Raw genomic sequence first — 19,058 nt, forward strand, 5'->3', positions numbered from 1 at the left:
AACATTCGATCGGCAAATTATGTCGAAAATTCAGAAATCTATATTTTGAGCGAAAGCTGTAGGTCATTTTGCTGAACCTTACCTATCCTTTTATGAAAATGAAGCCAAAAAAGATAAAAAAATGCCTCCATAACAGTTTTACGGTCTTGGAGGCATTTCTAGTACTCTTTATGGTGTTTTAATAATTTTCACAGAGTTATCTTCAACAATTGCAGTGAAGTTCTTAATTTCAGGTTGCTCAAATATAAAGTCAGTGATGCCGTCTTCAAGCTGTTCTTGTAGAACACGGCGAAGCGTTCTCGCTCCGAAAGTTGGGTGATATCCGAGTTCAATTAGCCTTTGTTTCGCTTCATTAGTTACATCTAACGATAAACCATTTGCAGCAAGTGTTTCGTCAAGCTCGTGAATCATGATATCAACGATTTGCAGAAGATCTTCTTTCTTCAAAGCCGAGAATTCAATGATGCTATCGAATCGGTTCAGGAATTCCGGTTTGAAGAAGCTGCCTAAAGATTGTAGGATTGATGCTTCCTCCACAGCTGAACTTGTACCGAATCCCATTACTTTTTGTTTCTCACCGACTCCAGCATTACTCGTCATGATGATCACGGTATCTTTAAAAGTAACGGTCCGTCCTTGACTGTCGGTTAAGCGGCCATCTTCCATGATTTGCAGGAACATATGCATTACATCCGGATGTGCCTTTTCGATTTCATCCAATAAGATGATGCTGTAAGGCTTGCGGCGAACTTTTTCCGTCAATTGTCCAGCTTCCTCATGTCCTACATATCCAGGAGGAGAACCAATTAATTTAGAAACACTGTGTTTCTCCATGAATTCACTCATGTCAAGACGAATCATCGCTTCCTTGTCCCCGAATAACTCCTCAGCAAGAGTTTTTGCCAATTCGGTTTTACCTACTCCTGTCGGACCAACGAAAAGGAAAGAACCGGTAGGACGGTTTTTTGATTTTAACCCGGCACGACTTCTTCGAACGGCCTTGGAAACCTTTTTGACAGCCTCCTCCTGCCCGATTACTTTTTTCATAAGCTCCGCTTGGAGGTTAACCATCCTTTCTTGCTCATCTTCTTGGAGCTTACCTACAGGTATACCAGTCTTTTGTTCGATGATGTTTTGAATGTCTTCAACGGTAACGGTTGGCTTAATTGCATCTTCCCCAGCCTGCAATGACTTTTCCAGTTTTTCTTCTTCATCACGAAGAATAGCAGCTTTTTCATACGCTTCTTCTTTTAAGGCCATTTCTTTTTCTCTATAGATTTGAGCCAAACGTTCTTTCATGTTTTCTACTTGGCCGTCTTCGATGGTCAAGTTCAATTTTGAACCAGCTTCATCCATTAAGTCTATTGCCTTATCAGGCAGGAAGCGGTCTTGAATGTAGCGGTTAGAAAGTTCAACAGCAGCTTTAAGGGCTTCCTCACTATATGTCACACCATGATAAGATTCGTAACTATCCTTTAATCCCCTTAAGATGACAAGTGCCTCAGCCGTTGTCGGCTCATTAACGTGTACAGGCTGGAAGCGCCTTTCAAGGGCACCATCTTTTTCAATTTTCCTATATTCTGATAAAGTGGTTGCTCCGACAAGCTGAAGTTCGCCGCGTGCAAGTGCAGGCTTCAGGATATTTCCTGCATCCATTGATCCTTCTGCCGAACCAGCTCCCACAAGTTGATGAATTTCATCGATGAATAGTATGACATTTTTTCTTTCCTGTAATTCGCTGATCAATTGCTTCATACGTTCTTCGAATTGCCCTCTAATTCCAGTATTCGACACAAGGGACGCTACATCAAGCATATATACAAGCTTATTACGTAATTTAACTGGCACTGAACCTTCAACAATCGCTAAAGCAAGACCTTCAGCAATGGCTGTTTTACCGACACCAGGTTCACCGATTAAAACTGGATTATTTTTATTGCGTCTATTTAAAACTTCAATGACGCGTTTAATTTCTTCACTTCGTCCGATAACCGGATCTATAAGTCCTGCTTTAGCAGCATCGGTCAAATTTCGGCCATACTCCTCAAGCAATCCTCCTTCATCGCCATGTTCAGCTGAATCCGGTTTTGGTACACCATTATAATTAAATGGATTGAATGAATTTGGAGTTCCGTTAAATTGGAATTTCCCTATATCCATCCCGCCCATAGCTGCTCCAAGTTTGTTTCGCTCTTCTTTATAACAAGTGGAGCACAGTTTCACATCATGCTCCTGACCATTCATATTTAGGTGAACTTGAATATTAGCTTGGTTTACATGGCATTTTTCACAAAGCATGTAGTACTCCTCCTTCAAAAAATGAATTTAAAAAACTTTGACCTTCTTTGACTTTCTGACTTTATTATACATTGACCTTCTTTGACTTTCAATAATTTTGTTTGGGAATTTTTTTGATAAAAAAGAAATTGCCTTGAATTGGTTTGCTAAGCATATTAAACTATCGATTTCCAGTCAAATAAAAAGATTCTATGTATGCCCCTTAGAATATTCAATTATTATTGATTACCCACTTCAGGACTCACCATAACCTTAAACTATTAACAAAACGCCAATTCTCTTGTCCATGTGCCTCATTCACTCTTATTTTTTAAAACAAAAAAAGACTATATTAAGTCTCTTTAAGGTTTGTACAATTTTTAAACGTTGGATTTCCACTCAGGTACTCGCTTTCCGCGGGCGGTCGTGGAGCCTCCTCGGCGTCTTCGCACCTGTAGGGTCTCCCCTTGACGCGCTTTTCCCGCAGGAGTCTCGCACCTTCCGTTCCAATCATCTTTGTTTTAATTTTAAGATAGAACACTTTTGCCTACAGTCTTTTTTGTTTTTAAGTAGTATTAATACTTGAGGTGATATCGATGCTTTCTTAAAAGTCCCCTCGTTGTTCAACCCATGCCATGCTTTCCTTTCCGCTATAGCTGCTTCAATTCCAATAAAAAATCAAAAAGGTTTCGGAATGAAACCTTCCGAAACCTTTTTGTCTACAAATTGAAAGAGACTTCATTAAGTCTCTTAGCTTTTTTATATTAAGATTGATTTTCTTCTATTATATACGTTTCGCACCAATATACTTTGGCTTCCAATAGGTATTATTGGTTTTAGCGTATGACACTCCTTTAGATGATGAAGAGTGAATGAATTCATTGTTTCCTATGTATATAGCCACATGTGTAGGTTTTTTCGCTTTATTTGGTGCAAAAAACATTAAGTCACCTTTTTGCAGGCTTTTAACTTTCTTACCTTTTTTATATATGTCAGCAGCAGTTCTTGGTAAATTCTTACCAGCTTTTTGATATGAATACTTCACTAAACCGGAACAATCAAAACCTGAAGAAGAAATGCCACCCATTTTATATTTAGTACCTAATTCACTTTTAGCCACTTTAATCGCTTTTGTATGATATGAAGCAGCTTCCACTTGGTCTCCAGCAAAGGATGCGGTTACAAGCGTAATAGCCAATGACAATCCGACGACAATTTTCTTAAACAAATTATTTTACCCCCTGATGTATTTGCTAAACCTAATATACTAGAAAAGGTATATCACTCGCATCACAGGATCTTTACAAATATGTTACATTTAGTAGATTCAGGAAGAATGACCATATAAAACATAAAAATTAGTCGAATGATGTGTCCATTTAGCTTCTCATAGAAAAAACAGTAGTTAGAAAACCACTGTGCATTTATCGATTAAGGAAGATTAGGAATGCACTCACCCCGAACCATGATTTAAAAGAGAATATTAATATCATTCATGTTTTTTGTTTATACGAATGGATCCCGCTCTAGAATGAAGAAATTTGCGGCACTCCTGCAGCAAAACTGGCTAGCCGAGAACCCACAGCCGCTTGCTTTGATGGGCTTGGCAAATGGTCGTGGAAACGAAGCGGATTTCTGGTATCAACTAACTGCAGGCAAACTGGCTCTTCTCCAATTTGTCTACAGTCTGAACAGCGATAAAAAAAACACTGTTAAAATTCTTTTGAGAAAAATGGAAGAAATAATTTCACCCCACGTTTATTAAAAGGTAAACATTTCAAATCTGCAATTAAATGACTTATGTATCCTAATGAACAAGTGGCGAAAATTCCGTCAATCCCCATAAAGGCTTCGAATTGAAAGGCAATGATACCAAAGAAAGCGATACCGGCAATCGAATGGGTATAACTTCTATGTGGTGTAAAGGATGCCAGGATAATATAGACGCCTAACAGCCACAACCAGCTTTCCTGCAAAGATAAACCGCCACCTAAAACCGCTAATCCAGACAGGGTCAGCATATGCCTTTGTCTAATGAATGATGAAATAATGATGATTCCGATTCCTGCTCCTACACCGATCCACTTTTCCGTATTTGTGCCTTCCAATAGACTATAAATGATCATTAATATCCCAATCGTTTGTGCTATCGTTCGGATAAACTTATGTGAAAAAGTAATCCTATTACTTAACTTCCCATCAATATCCATATCGGGCATAAGGCCAGAAACACCCCCAATGCCAACCAAGAATAAAGTGGTGGTCGGATCTGTTTGAAGTGTGTTTGCCGTCAAGAATCCAACTGTGGCCCCAATAGCCATGTGTGCTGTACCGTTCACTGTCTCTCTCCTGTCCCTCAAAGAAGTAATTTGTTCCGAAGAAACGAATGTTTGTTCGAATCCCTACATTCTAACTATACAATATTTTGGGGGAAATTTCTTTAATTCTTGTAAAAAAGCCAGGATAACCAATAATTGGAGCAAAAAAATACTCTTAGTTATACATTAAAAACAATTCTTCTAAATTTCTATAATTGCTTTGTTTAGGTAATTTCCACACTATAAATCCGCAAAATATTTTTCTCTAAATTGACGTTTTTCATGAAATTTTATCCATCATATGAATATACTAATCTATAAGGGGAGTGATTCAGATAGCTTTTTTAAATGCCTTCAATAATTTTAAAAAAGGGAAAAAGTCTAAGAAAATAAAGAACATGGATTTTCGGGAACAGCATGTAAATAAATCGTCTGAGCTCATTGGGAACAATGAAATTGTCCAGAATATAATTAACAATCACCTTTCCAAAAAAAATAACCACTTGTAGGGTGGTTTTTTTAATTATTATGGGAAATGGTTTCATTCTTTTCCAACTTCTCGCTCGCTTCGTAAATATAGTTATATTGTAAATAGTAATCGTAAATGACGTTTTGCAGGATTTTAAGCAGGGATTTATCGAATGTATCGAATTCAGTTTGATAACTATTTAAGACAGTGACGAATTTCCCTTCCATGTTTTCGAAATAAAAGAGAAGGAAATTCTTGTAATATTCACTATCGCTGTTGCTTTTATTCGTAATGCACGGATCGCCGGTTTGAATGGACTTATCAAGCATCGCTTTGATGGATTTAGGCAGCTTTGCTTTTTTGAACTGGTTCAGGGTATAGATATCATAGGTAAAGGAAAGTCCTAATTGATTGGAATAAAAATCCACGGCACAGTCCAATGTATAGATTAATGGTGTTTTAAAGTCCTTGCTGCTGGCAATTTCCTCTGATATCTCCAATTGAAATTCCTCGGATGTTAAATACGCAGCAAATTTCATCTTTGAACTGCTCATGCTGAATACTTCATAAACGGCTGCATCTTGTTTTTCAATTTCAATTTCGATATTAAAAAATTTAAAGTGTTTTAAACGGTAAAAAGCAATCGGTGCCAATAGGAAAAGCAATATCCAAACTAGGTAAAGAAATAACGTGTTAAAGATGATTTGATAAAATTCAGACGTTACGATCGGTTCGATGATTAACGATATCAATGTATGTTCAAAGCCCTGAGAAACAGGTGGCGCAGGTACAACGGTTTCCTCTGGCTTTTTCAAAGTTTGGATACCTAAATGAGCCATCGCAACTAGTGTATAAACAAAAATTAAAATTGTTCCAATCACATAAAATTTTGGCATGAATCCAATAATCCTGTCGAAAACAGAAACCCGTTTATCTTTCTGCTCCTCTATAGCCAATGTGGTTGCTCCTTTTAAGATTATTAATATCAGGAAAAATCTACAGGGACTTAAAAACTTCCTGGAGACTGCCTATTAAATTTATATGTTTGCTATTATGTTAAAATACGTAAAATTCGTTTAATCATTGACATATTCCAATTTACTTTCGACGTTTTCATTAAAATTAATAATATTTCGCCGTTAAAAATGCCCAACCTCTTCATTGAAAATGAAAAGTTGAGCAAATGTTTAGGGTTTTATTTAGGACGGCCCTTTATCGCAAATTCTTCGACCTTCCTTAAAAACAACTCCATGGCTTTTGATGCTTCGAAGTCCAACTTTTTCACGATCGAAAAAGGTCTTATAATGGGTTCATTTTTCAAATGAAAGGTTTTCAATTCATTGGACTTCAATTCTTTTTGTACAGTCAATCGGGATAGAAGGGCAATGCCAAGCCCAGCCATCACCGCTTCTTTCACTCCTTGAATACTGGTGAAAATAAAGGTTTTCTTTATGTTTAACTCCAGACTGCTTAGAAGTTTATCGGAATATGTACGGGTCCCCGATCCTTGCTCCCTAAGTACCCATGTTTGGTTTTGGAGCATATTGCCCTCGATGAGATCCATTTGTGAAAGTGGATGATCCGGGGGAACGACAACGATCATCTCGTCATTCATGAATGGCCTGACATCTATATCTTTATAATCCGTTTCACCTTCAATCAAGCCTATATCAAGCTTATTCGATCGTATTGCTTGAATGACATCATTTGAATTCGAGATGATGATTTGTATGTCCACCATCGGATATTGAGCCGCAAATTCTGCTAATACTTTTGGAAGGTAATATTCCCCTATCGTGAAGCTTGCTCCTATTTTCATCGTTCCGCTAACCACGTTATTAAATTCATTTATTTCTCTTTTTGCTGTCTCATAATGATTAAGCATTTGCTTTGCATGTCTATACAAAATTTTTCCCGGCTCTGTTATTTGAACTTGTTTGGGAGAACGATAAATTAATTTTGTTCCTAACTCATTTTCCAGATTCCTTATGTGAAGACTGACTCCTGGCTGCGACAGGTTCAGAATGTCCCCAGCCCTTGAAAAGTTTTTCTGTTCGATTACGGTTACGAATACTTTTAATGGATCCATGGTTACCTCCCTATATACCTATGCCTTTCATTTTATCATAAGTAGAAGTAATCATTGAAATAGCAAAAATATATTTCACTTATTTTTAATTTAGCTTTAAAGTTAAGCCATCAACATAGATGGAGTGATCACACTGGAACAAACAAACGTTGAAACTAAAAAACTCGGTTTTACAAAAGGGATAGCATTGACTTTGCTAATTGCCATTTCAGCAAAATACTTAGCAGAGCTTCCATTCCTTCATATAATGGGACAGTTAGTCATTGCGATACTGATTGGTGTTGTTTGGAAATCACTGATTGGCGTCCCAGCCTACGCCATTGCAGGAACAAATTATTCAAGTAAAGTCCTTTTGAGAGTGGGCATTATCTTATTGGGCATGCGCTTGAACCTAAAGGATATTTTTAATGCCGGTCCGAAAACATTTGCAGTTGGTGCCATTAGTCTGGTATTTGCTATATTAGTAGTTTATGGAATGACCCGCATATTTAAAGTCGAGAAAAAGCTAGGCATATTGACAGCTTGCGGAACGGGTATTTGCGGAGCTGCTGCCATCCTGGCAATTTCCTCCCAAATAAAAGCAAAGGAAAGAGATACAGCAATAGCTGTAGCGACGGTTGCTGTTTTAGGCACAACCTTCACTTTCGGATATACGATCCTATATCCATTATTGGAGTTATCCGATCAAGGATATGGTATTTTTTCAGGTGCGACACTTCATGAAATTGCTCATGTCATCGCTGCTGCAGCACCAGGGGGAAATGAGGCAGTCGACTTGGCAGTGGTGGTCAAATTGACAAGGGTGGCCCTGCTCATTCCCGTCGCCATTTTGATTGGGTTCATCATGAATTGGAAAGACCGATCAACAGTTACCGGAAAGAAATTTTCCTGGAAGTCCATTCAGATACCGTGGTTCATTTTTGGATTTTTATTAATGAGTGCCATTTACTCTACTGGTGCAGTTCCCGAACCTTTAGCTGATAAACTTGTTATGCTTTCCTATATCCTCATGGCTATGGCCATGGCAGGACTAGGATTGAATATTGACCTTGTAACTTTTAGAAAATATGGCGGTAAACCTTTTTTAGCTGGACTGATCGGCTCTATCTTATTGACATGCCTCGGGTATGTATTGGTGCAGGCATTCCATTTAAATTAACTTTTCAAAAAAACAAGCATCCCTTAATCGGCATGCTTGTTTTTTACTATTGGATGCGGAACATTGGCACCATAAAAAATTTCATCCATCTCCGTTTGAAGTCTTTCTATAATTTCTTGCCTTTCCTCTTTATTCAGCTTTTCCTCTGTATAACCGAATAAGTAATTATTAATATCGAACCTTTTCAGCTTACATTTTGTATGGAATATATTTTCCTGGTATACATTCACATCAATCATGTCATATAAACCCTTTACTTCATCAGGAATATAGTTTTGAATGGAATTAATATCATGGTCAATGAACAATTTTTGCCCATCTTTATCTCGTGTAAAGCCCCTCACTCGGTAATCGATCGTGATAATGTCTGTATCGAAGGAATGAATGAGATAATTAAGGGCTTTAAGTGGTGATATTTCCCCACAAGTAGAGACATCGATATCGGCTCTGAATGTGCTAATGCCTTCATTTGGATGGTATTCAGGGTATGTATGTACGGTAATATGGCTTTTATCCAGTTGCATGACCACATTATCAGGCAAAGGCCCTGGTGATTCCTCATAAGTCCCCATAGGTACCTCGACGACAGGACCTTCTGAAACAAGAATGGTTACACTGGCGCCTTGAGGGACATAATCCTGTTTGGCCGTATTTAAAACATGTGCCCCTATTAAATCAGAAACGTTGTGCAAGATCTTCGAAAGCCGCTCTGCATTATATTGTTCATCGATATAATCCAGGTAGGCCTCCCTCTCTTCCCTGGTTTTTGTGTAACAAATATCATACATATTAAAGCTTAAAGATTTCGTAAGATTATTAAATCCATGAAGTTCAATACGCTGCTCTGGTGTAAGTTTCATGATTGATTCCCCTTATATTTTTTTAGGACTATCCTTATAGTTACCCTTTTTCTGAAATAAAAAACTAAGTCTGCGAGCCTAAGCTTCTGCCTTTTTATCGATAAGCCAAGAAAAAGCCATTGCATTAACATGCAACGGCTTTTTTATTATCCTGATTTGTTCTATGCAGTATGAATTTTTTTCTTTTTTATCGGTGAAAGAATTCGTTCCAGCCATCCGAGTACAAGATCTGAGAGAATGGCCATCAATGCCGTCGGGATTGCTCCAGCAAGTATGATTGCCGTTCCATTTGAAGCATTCGTCCCCCTGACAATGATATCCCCCAGTCCGCCTGCCCCTACGAATGTACCGACAGCAGTTACTCCAATTGCAACGACAAGCGCTGTACGTAAGCCAGCCATGATGACAGACAGAGATAATGGCAGTTCGACCATTCTAAGTAACTGCAGCTTCGTCATCCCCATTGCCTTTCCAGATTCCAAATAAGCATGATCTATACTTGTAATACCGACATAAGTGTTCCTCAGGATCGGCAGTAAGGAATATAAAAACAATGATAAGATTACTGTATTTGTTCCTAACCCCATTACTAGCATCAAGAGTGCGAGCATAGCCAATGCTGGTGTGGTTTGTATGACATTCGTTATCGAAAATACCCAATTACTCAATTTCTTATGTTTTGCAATGAAAATGCCTATCGGGATGGCTACAATTGCTGCAAATAAAACCCCATAAGCTGACATTAAAAAATGGCGATAAAATTCAGTAAGTACATACATCCAATTCTGTGAATAATAAGTTCCCAGCTGTTGCAAGGTTTCCATAAGTTTGCACCTCCCATTTATTCAAAATATTTATGTGCTTTAAGGAATTCTGAAGCTACGACGGATGGCTCCTTCAAGTTCCCATCAACTTCATAGTTCAGTTCCTGCATGGTTTCAGTAGTGATTTCGCCAATTAACTTATTAAGTTCATCTTCAATTTCAGGATATCGCTCCAATAATTCTTCGGTAACGACCGGTGAGCAGTCATATGGCGGAAAATATTTTTTATCATCTTCTAAAAGCTTCAGATCATTAACCTTAATCCGTCCATCTGATGAGTATGCAAGAACAATATCCATCTGTCCATTTTTGACTGCATCGTATACCAGGCCTATCTGCATCGGATAAGTTTCTCCAAATTCCAATCCATATGTATCGACGAACCCTCTATAACCATCCCCTTTCCTTTTCAGCCAAGCACTATCTACACCTAACCTTAAATTATCTGCATCCTTTTCTAGGTCAGATATTTTCTGATACCCTTTTTCCTCAGCCAATTCATTTGAAATCGTAAAGGCATACGTGTTATCGAACCCATAGGAATCAAAAAATTTGAACCAATATTGTTCTTTGAATTCCCTTTGAACAATTTCCAACGCCTTTACTGGATCCTTTTCGATTTCCTGTCCCAGGACACTCGTTAAATCCGTCCCTGTATATCGAGTTGCTGCTATGTCTATATCACCGGTCTCCATCGCTTTTTGCTGAACGAAATTGGAACCTAGATTTTTGATGATTTTCGTATCAAGTTCCGTATTCCTTTCAAGGAGTTGAGCAATCATGTTCGCAAGTATTTCGGATTCGGTCATGCTTTGGGCACCGATCTTTACAGTAGTTTCAGAAGATGACCCTAAACCAGGCAAAGAACAGCCGGTGATCATTAATGAACAAACTAAAAGGGCCATTAAAATTGTACGTCTCATTTTTTTATACATGGTAATCCTCCTCAAGCAACTTCCTTCATACCTTTCAATCCTTTTGGAACGACTTTTCGTTCAATGATCGAGAATACATAATCCACAAGGATAGCCATGATGATTACCGGAACTGCACCTGCGATGATATATTCTGTTTGGTATAAATTCAAACCGATAAAAATGTAATCTCCAAGTCCTCCGCCTCCAATAAAGGAAGCCAAGGTGGCCCACCCGATCAAATAGACGGAAGCCGTACGGATACCAGCCATAATGACTGAAAGTGCCAGCGGGAATTCTACCAGACGAATCCTCTCCCAGCTTGTCATCCCGATGCCGCGGCCGGATTCAAGCAGATTTTCATTCACGCCTTTAATGCCTGTATATGTATTCCTGAGTATGGGTAAAACAGAGTAGAAAAATAACGCAATGATTGCGGGAGTTTTCCCAACGCCGAGGAAAGGAATGAAAAAGGCCAGGACTGCAAGGCTCGGCAGTGTCTGCATTATGTTTGCAATTCCGATTATTATCGAAGCGCTCCTTTTCATTCGGGTCAACATAATTCCTAGTGGCACGGCAACTATTATTCCGAGGAAAACAGCGATCATGGATATATATAAGTGCTCCCATGCCTTATAAATCAATTCCTGCCAGTTCGTTTGTAAAAAATTGAGCAAAGCTTCCATCTGATTCACCTCCTAAAACATTTCTGCCATTTCTGCCATTTGATTTTCTTCCTCTCCCCAGATGCTGTCATATACGATGTCGACCAATGTTGCCCTAGTGACAATTCCGACCAAATGTTTATTCTGGTCAACCACAGGCACATATTTGAACCCTCGCTTTAAAATCTTCTGAACGGAATCACGGATTAAAGTATCCTGTTTGACTGAGTAGACTTCAGTATTGATGACTTCACTGATAAATTTAGCTTTTTTTCGATATTCACTGATCGTTTCAACATCAACGAACCCTTTCAAAATATTTTGCTCATTAACCACAAGTAAAGAATCGACCCTTTTATCTCGCATTATTGTAATTGCATCGGTAAGGGATTTTTCTTCTGTAATGGATATTGGATTTCGACTCATGATTTGTTCGACCAACTCAACATTCGGTCTTGTTTGAAGCAAACGATCTTTTCCGATAAATTCTTCCACGAACTCATTGGCTGGGTTTCTGAGGATTTCATCCGGTGTTCCCACTTGGACGATTTCACCAGCCTTTAAGATGACGATCCGGTCGGCTAGCTTAATGGCTTCATCCATATCATGGGTAACAAAAACAATCGTTTTATCAAGTGTGCGCTGCAAATTTTTAAATTCCTCCTGAAGAGCATCGCGGGTGATTGGATCTAATGCGCCAAAAGGTTCATCCATTAAAATGAGTGGAGGATTGGAAGCAAGCGCTCTGAGAACGCCTATCCTTTGTTGCTGCCCGCCGCTCAATTCATAAGGATACCTTTCCAGGTATTCAGGGCCCATATCGACAAGCTTAAGCAATTCCAGTGCGCGTTCCTTTTTCTTCTGTTCATTCCATTTTAGAAGTTTTGGAACGAGGGTGATATTTTCAAGAATCGTCATGTGAGGGAAAAGTCCGATTTGCTGGATAACGTACCCAATCTGTCTTCTTAGCTCGACTGGATCTTTATCCATGATATTTTCACCATTAATAAGTATTTTGCCTTCCGATGGTTCGATAAGGCGGTTAATCATTTTCATTGTCGTTGTCTTACCACATCCACTCGGACCAATGAAGCAAATGAACTCCCCTTTTTTAATATCCAAAGATATATTCTTTACAGCTTTCTTTCCTCCCTTATAGATTTTCGATACATTTTCAATTTTTAACATAACAAGCACCTCCATCATTCGCATACAATTACAAATTTTACAAATATATTAATTTTTCATATGCACAGTCTTTTGTACCCATTAGATAAGCTGAATAAACCTTTTTATTTAAAAGACTAGTCATATGTAATTATATTGAAAAAATGTCATAAAAAAACTACCTCATATTAATTGAGGCAGTTGATTGATTTAAAGTATTAATAATGAATTAAAACCCGATATTTTTAGCAATCAGAATTTTTACGGTTTCATCTGTCCCTGTAAAGAATTTTGAAAAAGGATTGTCCCGGTGACGCCGGGTAATATTATCGTCTTCCATATGTCCGTATCCATCATGTAACTGCATGCACTTTTCAGATATTCGCTTAGACATCTCTGTTATCCAATATTTAGCCATCGATACTTCAGTTATGATATTCTCCCCAGTCATATGTTTACAGATCAACCCATCAACAAACGTCCTTCCCAGTTGAATATCGGTCGCTATTTCAGCAATGGTAAACTGTGCATTTTTAAATTTACTTATTTTCTTTTCAAATGCTTTTTGTCCTTTTATAAAATTCATCGTTAAGTGAAGCATGTCCTTCGCTGCTATTAAAGACCCAATCGCACACATTAGTTTTTCCTGTTGCAGTTTTTGCATGATATATGAAAGACCCTTCCCTTCCTCACCAAGGAGGTTGCCAACAGGTACTAAAGCATCATCGAAAAATAGCTCGGCTATGCCTGAACTTCCCTGTCCAGCATTACCAAGCTTTCTTCCTCGCGAAAATCCTGGCGTATCTTTATCAATGAGCAGCAAACTGATTCCGTCCTGAGAAGGAACAGCATTAAGATCAGTTTTGCATGCTACTATCATGAAATCAGCTGTAAAGCCATTTATGACAAACGTTTTAGCTCCATTAACATTATAATATCCATCTTTCTTGATGGCAGTGGTTTGAATATCCGCTATTTCCGAACCCATTCCCGGCTCTGTGAACGCAAAGGCGGAAATCATTTCTCCTGTAAAGAACTTTGGTAAATACCTTTGTTGTTGATCTATTGTTCCGAATGTAGCTATATAAGGGGCTACAACATCCGAATGAATGGATATTCCACCTAAAGCTGAACCAACCATTTCCAATTCCTCTGCCAGCACAACTGAATATCCAAAGTCCGCTCCTATTCCACCGAATTCCACATCAAGCCAGGGACATAAAAATCCATTATCTCCAATCTTTTTCCAAAAGGAGCGAGGTATTCCCCCCTCTTTTTCCCACTGATCATAAAAGGGGACAGCCTCCTTTGCGAGAAATTCACGAATTGATTGTTTAAATAATAAATGTTCTTCCGTTAGGAAGGAACGGGAATCATCTTTATTGATTGCCAGCGTGCTAACCATAGGTTAACCTCCATTCGCTAATGGTTTTATTAAATACATCAATGTCAAAATAACTTATAATCCCTTCCATGAAAATATGTTAAACGCCTTGATGTAAGCGATTACAATAACAAACATCAAACAGTAAAAATGTTCCACAATATTCATGTTCAACAAAAGTATTGAATTCCCTTTAACAAATCTTTTTTTTACCATTTTAATTATGTATTACTTAACTGCTTTGAATATGGGTTTTCTATATATTCTACCGAGGTTATTTTTGGAATATTAATGGGATTACAATAACATCGACTTCTTTTGTAAAAATCAATTTCCCTTTTTTTCGACAAAATGTTCGTTTTAATTGACTCAATATGGAGGTTAGCAGAATAAGAAACAGTTATATAACAACGTTTATGGTATAATTAACAGAGAAAACGTTTACAAAGAAAGAGATACTAATTGTTCGGAAAATTCATTCTTCTAGGAGTCGATGAAAGTTGACAGTTAAAGAACAAACCATCTTTAATCATATTGGAAATAAAATTATAACAGAAGATCGAGAAATTAACGTAATTGCTAGATTAGAAGAACCTTTAATTGTAGTTTTAGGAAATGTTTTAAGTGACGATGAATGTGACGAACTTATTAGATTGTCAAAAGACAAAATGCACCGTTCCAAAATTGGAGTTACACACGAGGTAAATGAAATAAGAACAAGCAGTAGCATGTTTTTTCAAGAAAAAGAATATGACGTCATAACTAAAATTGAAAAAAGAATATCATCCATCATGAGTATCCCCATTGAACATGGAGATGGTATTCAAATTCTTAAATATACTCCTGGTCAAGAATATAAAGCTCATTTTGATTTTTTCACATCTACAAGTCTGGCAGCAAAAAATAATAGAATTAGCACAATCATCATGTATTTAAATGATGTGGAGCATGGAGGGGAAACTTTTTTTCCTAAGCTGAATTTTTCAGTGTCACCGCGAAAAGGAATGGCTGTATATTTCGAATATTTCTATAACGATAAAAACCTAAACGAACTAACTTTACACAGTGGAGCGCCAGTTATCACTGGTGAAAAATGGGTTGCAACACAATGGATGAGGCGACAAAAAAAATAGTCTGCAGCTTGATAATGTAAACGCTGGACTATAAATACCTCAATTTTAGGTGCCAAATGATCTAAGGCACCTATTTGTTCATTTGGAAACTGTTTACTTAAAATGACCAAACGAATGGCATCAAAAAAATAATGTTCCCTTGAACTTCATAGCTTTCTTGATCCTAAACAATTGATTCGTTTCAAAACATACTTTTGCCCTGGAATTCTCGTTAAGTTTGATTTGATTATACTTTTTTTAAAAACGCTCTCATTTACCTTTGTTGCTCTTTCTAAAATTATCGTAATCAGTCTTAATGTAATGAAATACCTTCGCGTTGCCATTATGGTCAGGGTGAGTTATTTTTAATAACCCTTTATATTCTGCTAATACTTCTTTATTGCTCGCCATTTTAGAAAGCCCTAATTTTTTACTATAATCATTTGATTGAGCAGTGGAATCAATATTGTAATTATTTCTGATGTTTTCTTTTAATTTTATCAATTCATTACGTAATTCAATATTTTCTTTTAATAAATCCTTTGTTTCATTTTGTAATTCACTTTTCTCATTCTTTAGAATGGCAACTTCCTTTTTGAACATATCCCTTTGCTGAATCAATATTCTTTTTGCAGTTTCATGAAGTTCTTCGATTCCTTCTATATGCTTATCTTGAGTTTGTATTTTCAATTTTAATCGATGTATGATTTCGTCCTTATTTTGATCTATGAAATCATTTATGGCCAGCTTTGAAGCAGTTTCATCGCTTATGTATCCAGTGTTCCTCTTTCCGTTTCCCGCATTTTTAATTTTACCTTCACGAAGCCAGCGCCTAACAGTTTGTATGCTATTACTTTCTTTTATTCCTGCATCTTTTAACATTTCAAATGCTTGATCTGTGTCATCCAATATGTATCCAGTTTCTCTAATCCCGTTTCCTCCCTCATATTTAATCTTACCTTCACGGAGCCAGCGTCTAACAGTTTGTATACTGCTGCTTTCTGTTACTCCTGCGTCCTTTAACAGGTCGAAAGCTTGATCTGTGTTCACGTTGTTCCCCCTTCCCCCTTATTACGCAACGTAATATTACTTCGATTGCTATTAGCCTATTAAAAGGAATATATTTTGCAAACAATGCGGCTAATTTATATGCCAATGTTTTAAATGATAGCATAGCCATTTTCTAAACAAAGAACAAACAGATGAAGAATATATGACGAATATCACAGAGAGATAACGATAAGGTATCAAACTTAAAAGTGGGACCAGAACATGGCCCGTAAAATTGTAGATAAAGGGAAAATGACAGCAAGACCCCGTATGGCAGTGAAGAAAGCACGTGAATTGACCCGGAGGAAAAGTGTTTTATTTTTGAATCTTTCTGAAGGGGCGGAATGAACTTAGACAAAAGCGATAGGTATCATACCTATAATTCCATAAGGAGTACCGCAAGCAACACGTGGATTTACAATGTTAAGGATATGCCAATATTAAAAAGCCCAATCTCTCAGTGATATATAATTGAGAAATTGGGTTTGCAACTAAGTCACCAAAGCAGCTGCTATTAGTTAACTAGAGATTATTGTTTACCCTCTGTATACACTTGAAAGGTTACACCGAATTTGTCTGTTACAATTCCATATGCAGGGCTGAAAAAAGCTTCCTGCAGCGGCATTGTCACTTCTCCGCCTTGAGACAATGTTTCAAAGATTCTTTTTGATTTTTCAATATCGTTTATTGAAATACAGATCGTGACTTGATCTCCAGAGTGACTAGGTTGACCTGGAAACGTATCGGAAAACATGAGATCCGTTTCCCCAACCTTTAACATTGCGTGTGCCACAAGATTTTTTGCTTCTTCTGGCAGAGGAAATTCCGGGTTTTCAGGCATTTCTCCAAAAGTTTGATTAAAAAGGACTTTCGCATCAAGTGCTTTTTCGTAAAATTGAATCGCTTCTTTTGCATTTCCGTTCATCATTAAATAGGGGGACAGTCGCATGGTCATAAATAGCTCCTTTTGTTCTAATTTTTGTTAGAAAGCATGAGTAACTTCCAAGCCTCTTTTTGAAGTTGTGGACAATAACCATTATTACCCATGACTGTATTTTATAACAAAGAACGTGTGTTCGTCAACGAAAATCACTTGAATACTAACAATTTTTCAGGTGACAGACTGGTTTAAATAAAATATTAAATGATTATCCCACTATCTTAAAGTGTTTGTTTTGTTCATGACCACATTGTTACAAAAACTGAACCATTCACTTTGGAATTTTCTTCGATTAAACACCAACAGAAGCTTTTGCATTAAATTAATCTATTTTTTGTTTGTTATTCATAAAAGCTATAGAAGCAGGAGAAACCACGGTCCTTATCAAGCCTAATGATCATAACACCCAATTACGTTTAATATGGAAGTTCTTGAATCTCATTGCTGGACTAATAGAAAAATCCTTCAGTGTTTCTCTTTTAGCCTTACTTAACTAAAAAAGGAACCTGATGGATTGCATAGACCAATCAATTTTTTTTTTCCGCAGCCGATTCGTCTTAAAATTCCCCGCCCGGTACATGGTAGATTTTCTCTCCTGCACTTTGCCTACCATATGCAGAGTACCAATAAAAAAATGTAGCGAACAAAAAGTAGCCCCGAAATACACCACTTATGTAGTATATTTTGGGGCTACTTGACGTTTACTTAAATACTGAGTAGCCAGTCATATATTCGGACTATCAGTTCTTTTCATTCCCAAATTTGAAAGTTTGTCTAGTCTTTTATCTTTTGTAGCTTAGAATCATGCTAATTTGCCTCTGGTTGATTAATGGCTCTCAGACTAAATTTGTATCCCACTATTATATAAGTTACCCATCTCGTTTAAATTCTCACGTTCTAAAAAAGATGGAAAATAGCTATAGAATGTTGATATAAGAGGTAATTAATCTTGAAAAAATAAGATATTTATTGTTTGTAGTACAGATTTAACTATATAACCGAAAAAAATTAACGTTTTTCTTCTAAAAATAATAGAAGAATTATAACCAATTTCACTTCCCAATAAACTATAAGTATTAAATTATTTCATGTACAATTCCTAAACTCAAACCTTCGTCATTTGCAAACATGTACCATTCTTCATCTTCCTTTTCAGCATACAATTCTTCTGAAATGTTGGTATTTTCCACAACAAACTTCTTAATACGATTATCTAAACGGTCATAGAAATTCATTGTATTTTTAGCCTTCTTAGAAGTTGATTGAACAGACATACTTCCATCATGAATAAGAATTATTGTATTGGGATATGCTTTTCTATAATGTCCACTAATCAACAGTAACGCACCCATAGAAACACAAGATCCTACACCAATGGTTTCAACTTTCGTTTTACTTGATTTAATTGCATCAATGGCAGAAAAACCAGCCACTACATCTCCACCATCAGATGTTACATAAATTTGTATTGTCTTTCTTTTATCTATTGGAATATTTAACTCTTCATCTTCTCGATTCCATTCTTGAATCCAATAAACAATTTTATTTACAATGGTTGTATCCACATCATAATTATAATAAATTTTCCGTTCTTTCAGTCCAAGGTAAAACTGATACTCCTCAAGAGAATCAGGTAAATTTCCTATTATTTCTAAATATTCATTATTGAATTCAACTTTTTTCATTATAAATCCTCCTTAATAATATGCTGTGTTATAGGAAGAAAAAGTGTAATACACAATCATATCTATTTATTAATTTATTCAGCAAGTACAATCTTCGCAACAGCATTCATCATCATTTTAAAGTCCATTATTTTTTAGAACATAG

General features: G+C 36.9%; 16 protein-coding genes and 1 pseudogene. 3 read left to right on the plus strand and 14 right to left on the minus strand.

Annotated features, from left to right (window positions below; translation table 11 throughout):
• Positions 1-168: 168 nt before the first annotated feature.
• The 5 genes from ACQKMF_RS17625 to ACQKMF_RS17645 all read right to left on the minus strand — a co-directional run bounded on the left by ACQKMF_RS17625 (position 169) and on the right by ACQKMF_RS17645 (position 7,153).
• Complete coding sequence (locus ACQKMF_RS17625; RefSeq protein ID WP_427574275.1) at positions 169-2,298, minus strand: ATP-dependent Clp protease ATP-binding subunit; 2,130 nt, start codon at positions 2,296-2,298, stop codon at positions 169-171.
• A gap of 763 nt (positions 2,299-3,061) precedes the next feature.
• Positions 3,062-3,505 (minus strand): C40 family peptidase, encoded by a 444-nt coding sequence (locus tag ACQKMF_RS17630; protein WP_230175920.1) that lies wholly within the window; start codon positions 3,503-3,505, stop codon positions 3,062-3,064.
• Between the two features lie 484 nt (positions 3,506-3,989).
• Positions 3,990-4,616: a metal-dependent hydrolase gene (locus ACQKMF_RS17635; RefSeq protein ID WP_101225347.1), complete on the minus strand. Its 627-nt coding sequence runs from the start codon at positions 4,614-4,616 to the stop codon at positions 3,990-3,992.
• Positions 4,617-5,114: 498 nt separating this feature from the next.
• On the minus strand, positions 5,115-6,020 hold the full coding sequence (locus ACQKMF_RS17640) for a hypothetical protein (RefSeq protein ID WP_427574278.1): 906 nt from the start codon (positions 6,018-6,020) through the stop codon (positions 5,115-5,117).
• Positions 6,021-6,259: 239 nt separating this feature from the next.
• Complete coding sequence (locus tag ACQKMF_RS17645; RefSeq protein WP_427574280.1) at positions 6,260-7,153, minus strand: selenium metabolism-associated LysR family transcriptional regulator; 894 nt, start codon at positions 7,151-7,153, stop codon at positions 6,260-6,262.
• Positions 7,154-7,286: 133 nt separating this feature from the next.
• On the opposite strand from ACQKMF_RS17645, the gene ACQKMF_RS17650 reads away from it, so the two are divergent.
• Positions 7,287-8,312, plus strand: a complete 1,026-nt coding sequence (locus ACQKMF_RS17650) for a YeiH family protein (RefSeq protein WP_427574483.1) — start codon at positions 7,287-7,289, stop codon at positions 8,310-8,312.
• Between the two features lie 23 nt (positions 8,313-8,335).
• Here ACQKMF_RS17650 and speD read toward each other — a convergent pair whose 3' ends face one another.
• The 6 genes from speD to ACQKMF_RS17680 form a co-directional block, all read right to left on the minus strand.
• Entirely contained in the window at positions 8,336-9,172 is an 837-nt protein-coding gene (gene speD, locus ACQKMF_RS17655; RefSeq protein WP_260357721.1) for an adenosylmethionine decarboxylase, read from the minus strand.
• Positions 9,173-9,333: 161 nt separating this feature from the next.
• The gene (locus tag ACQKMF_RS17660) at positions 9,334-9,996 is read right to left on the minus strand and encodes an ABC transporter permease (protein WP_230175916.1); all 663 of its coding nucleotides are present in this window, start codon (positions 9,994-9,996) and stop codon (positions 9,334-9,336) included.
• Between the two features lie 17 nt (positions 9,997-10,013).
• A complete protein-coding gene (locus ACQKMF_RS17665; RefSeq protein WP_427574282.1) occupies positions 10,014-10,931 on the minus strand; it encodes an osmoprotectant ABC transporter substrate-binding protein in 918 nt (305 codons plus the stop codon).
• Positions 10,932-10,942: 11 nt separating this feature from the next.
• The gene (locus ACQKMF_RS17670) at positions 10,943-11,596 is read right to left on the minus strand and encodes an ABC transporter permease (RefSeq protein ID WP_133346510.1); all 654 of its coding nucleotides are present in this window, start codon (positions 11,594-11,596) and stop codon (positions 10,943-10,945) included.
• A gap of 12 nt (positions 11,597-11,608) precedes the next feature.
• Positions 11,609-12,763, minus strand: a complete 1,155-nt coding sequence (locus ACQKMF_RS17675; RefSeq protein WP_427574284.1) for a betaine/proline/choline family ABC transporter ATP-binding protein — start codon at positions 12,761-12,763, stop codon at positions 11,609-11,611.
• 208 nt (positions 12,764-12,971) lie between these two features.
• Positions 12,972-14,147, minus strand: coding sequence for an acyl-CoA dehydrogenase family protein (locus ACQKMF_RS17680; RefSeq protein WP_402937116.1), 1,176 nt, complete (start codon positions 14,145-14,147; stop codon positions 12,972-12,974).
• Positions 14,148-14,626: 479 nt separating this feature from the next.
• Here ACQKMF_RS17680 and ACQKMF_RS17685 point away from each other — a divergent pair, with 479 nt between their 5' ends.
• A complete protein-coding gene (locus tag ACQKMF_RS17685; protein WP_101225356.1) occupies positions 14,627-15,259 on the plus strand; it encodes a 2OG-Fe(II) oxygenase in 633 nt (210 codons plus the stop codon).
• 249 nt (positions 15,260-15,508) lie between these two features.
• Here the strand turns inward: ACQKMF_RS17685 and ACQKMF_RS17690 are convergent, their stop codons facing one another.
• Positions 15,509-16,288, minus strand: a complete 780-nt coding sequence (locus tag ACQKMF_RS17690; protein ID WP_230175915.1) for a hypothetical protein — start codon at positions 16,286-16,288, stop codon at positions 15,509-15,511.
• A gap of 225 nt (positions 16,289-16,513) precedes the next feature.
• Between ACQKMF_RS17690 and ACQKMF_RS17695 the strand changes: the two are divergent.
• Positions 16,514-16,606, plus strand: a pseudogene (locus ACQKMF_RS17695) (hypothetical protein); the annotation flags it as partial.
• Between the two features lie 211 nt (positions 16,607-16,817).
• Here the strand turns inward: ACQKMF_RS17695 and ACQKMF_RS17700 are convergent.
• Both ACQKMF_RS17700 and ACQKMF_RS17705 read right to left on the minus strand, forming a co-directional pair.
• The gene (locus ACQKMF_RS17700) at positions 16,818-17,243 is read right to left on the minus strand and encodes a VOC family protein (RefSeq protein WP_427574287.1); all 426 of its coding nucleotides are present in this window, start codon (positions 17,241-17,243) and stop codon (positions 16,818-16,820) included.
• 1,061 nt (positions 17,244-18,304) lie between these two features.
• Positions 18,305-18,913: a ClpP family protease gene (locus ACQKMF_RS17705; RefSeq protein WP_101225359.1), complete on the minus strand. Its 609-nt coding sequence runs from the start codon at positions 18,911-18,913 to the stop codon at positions 18,305-18,307.
• Positions 18,914-19,058 lie beyond the last annotated feature (145 nt).

Source organism: Peribacillus sp. NPDC101480 (assembly GCF_050277335.1).
GTDB lineage: Bacteria > Bacillota > Bacilli > Bacillales > DSM-1321 > Peribacillus.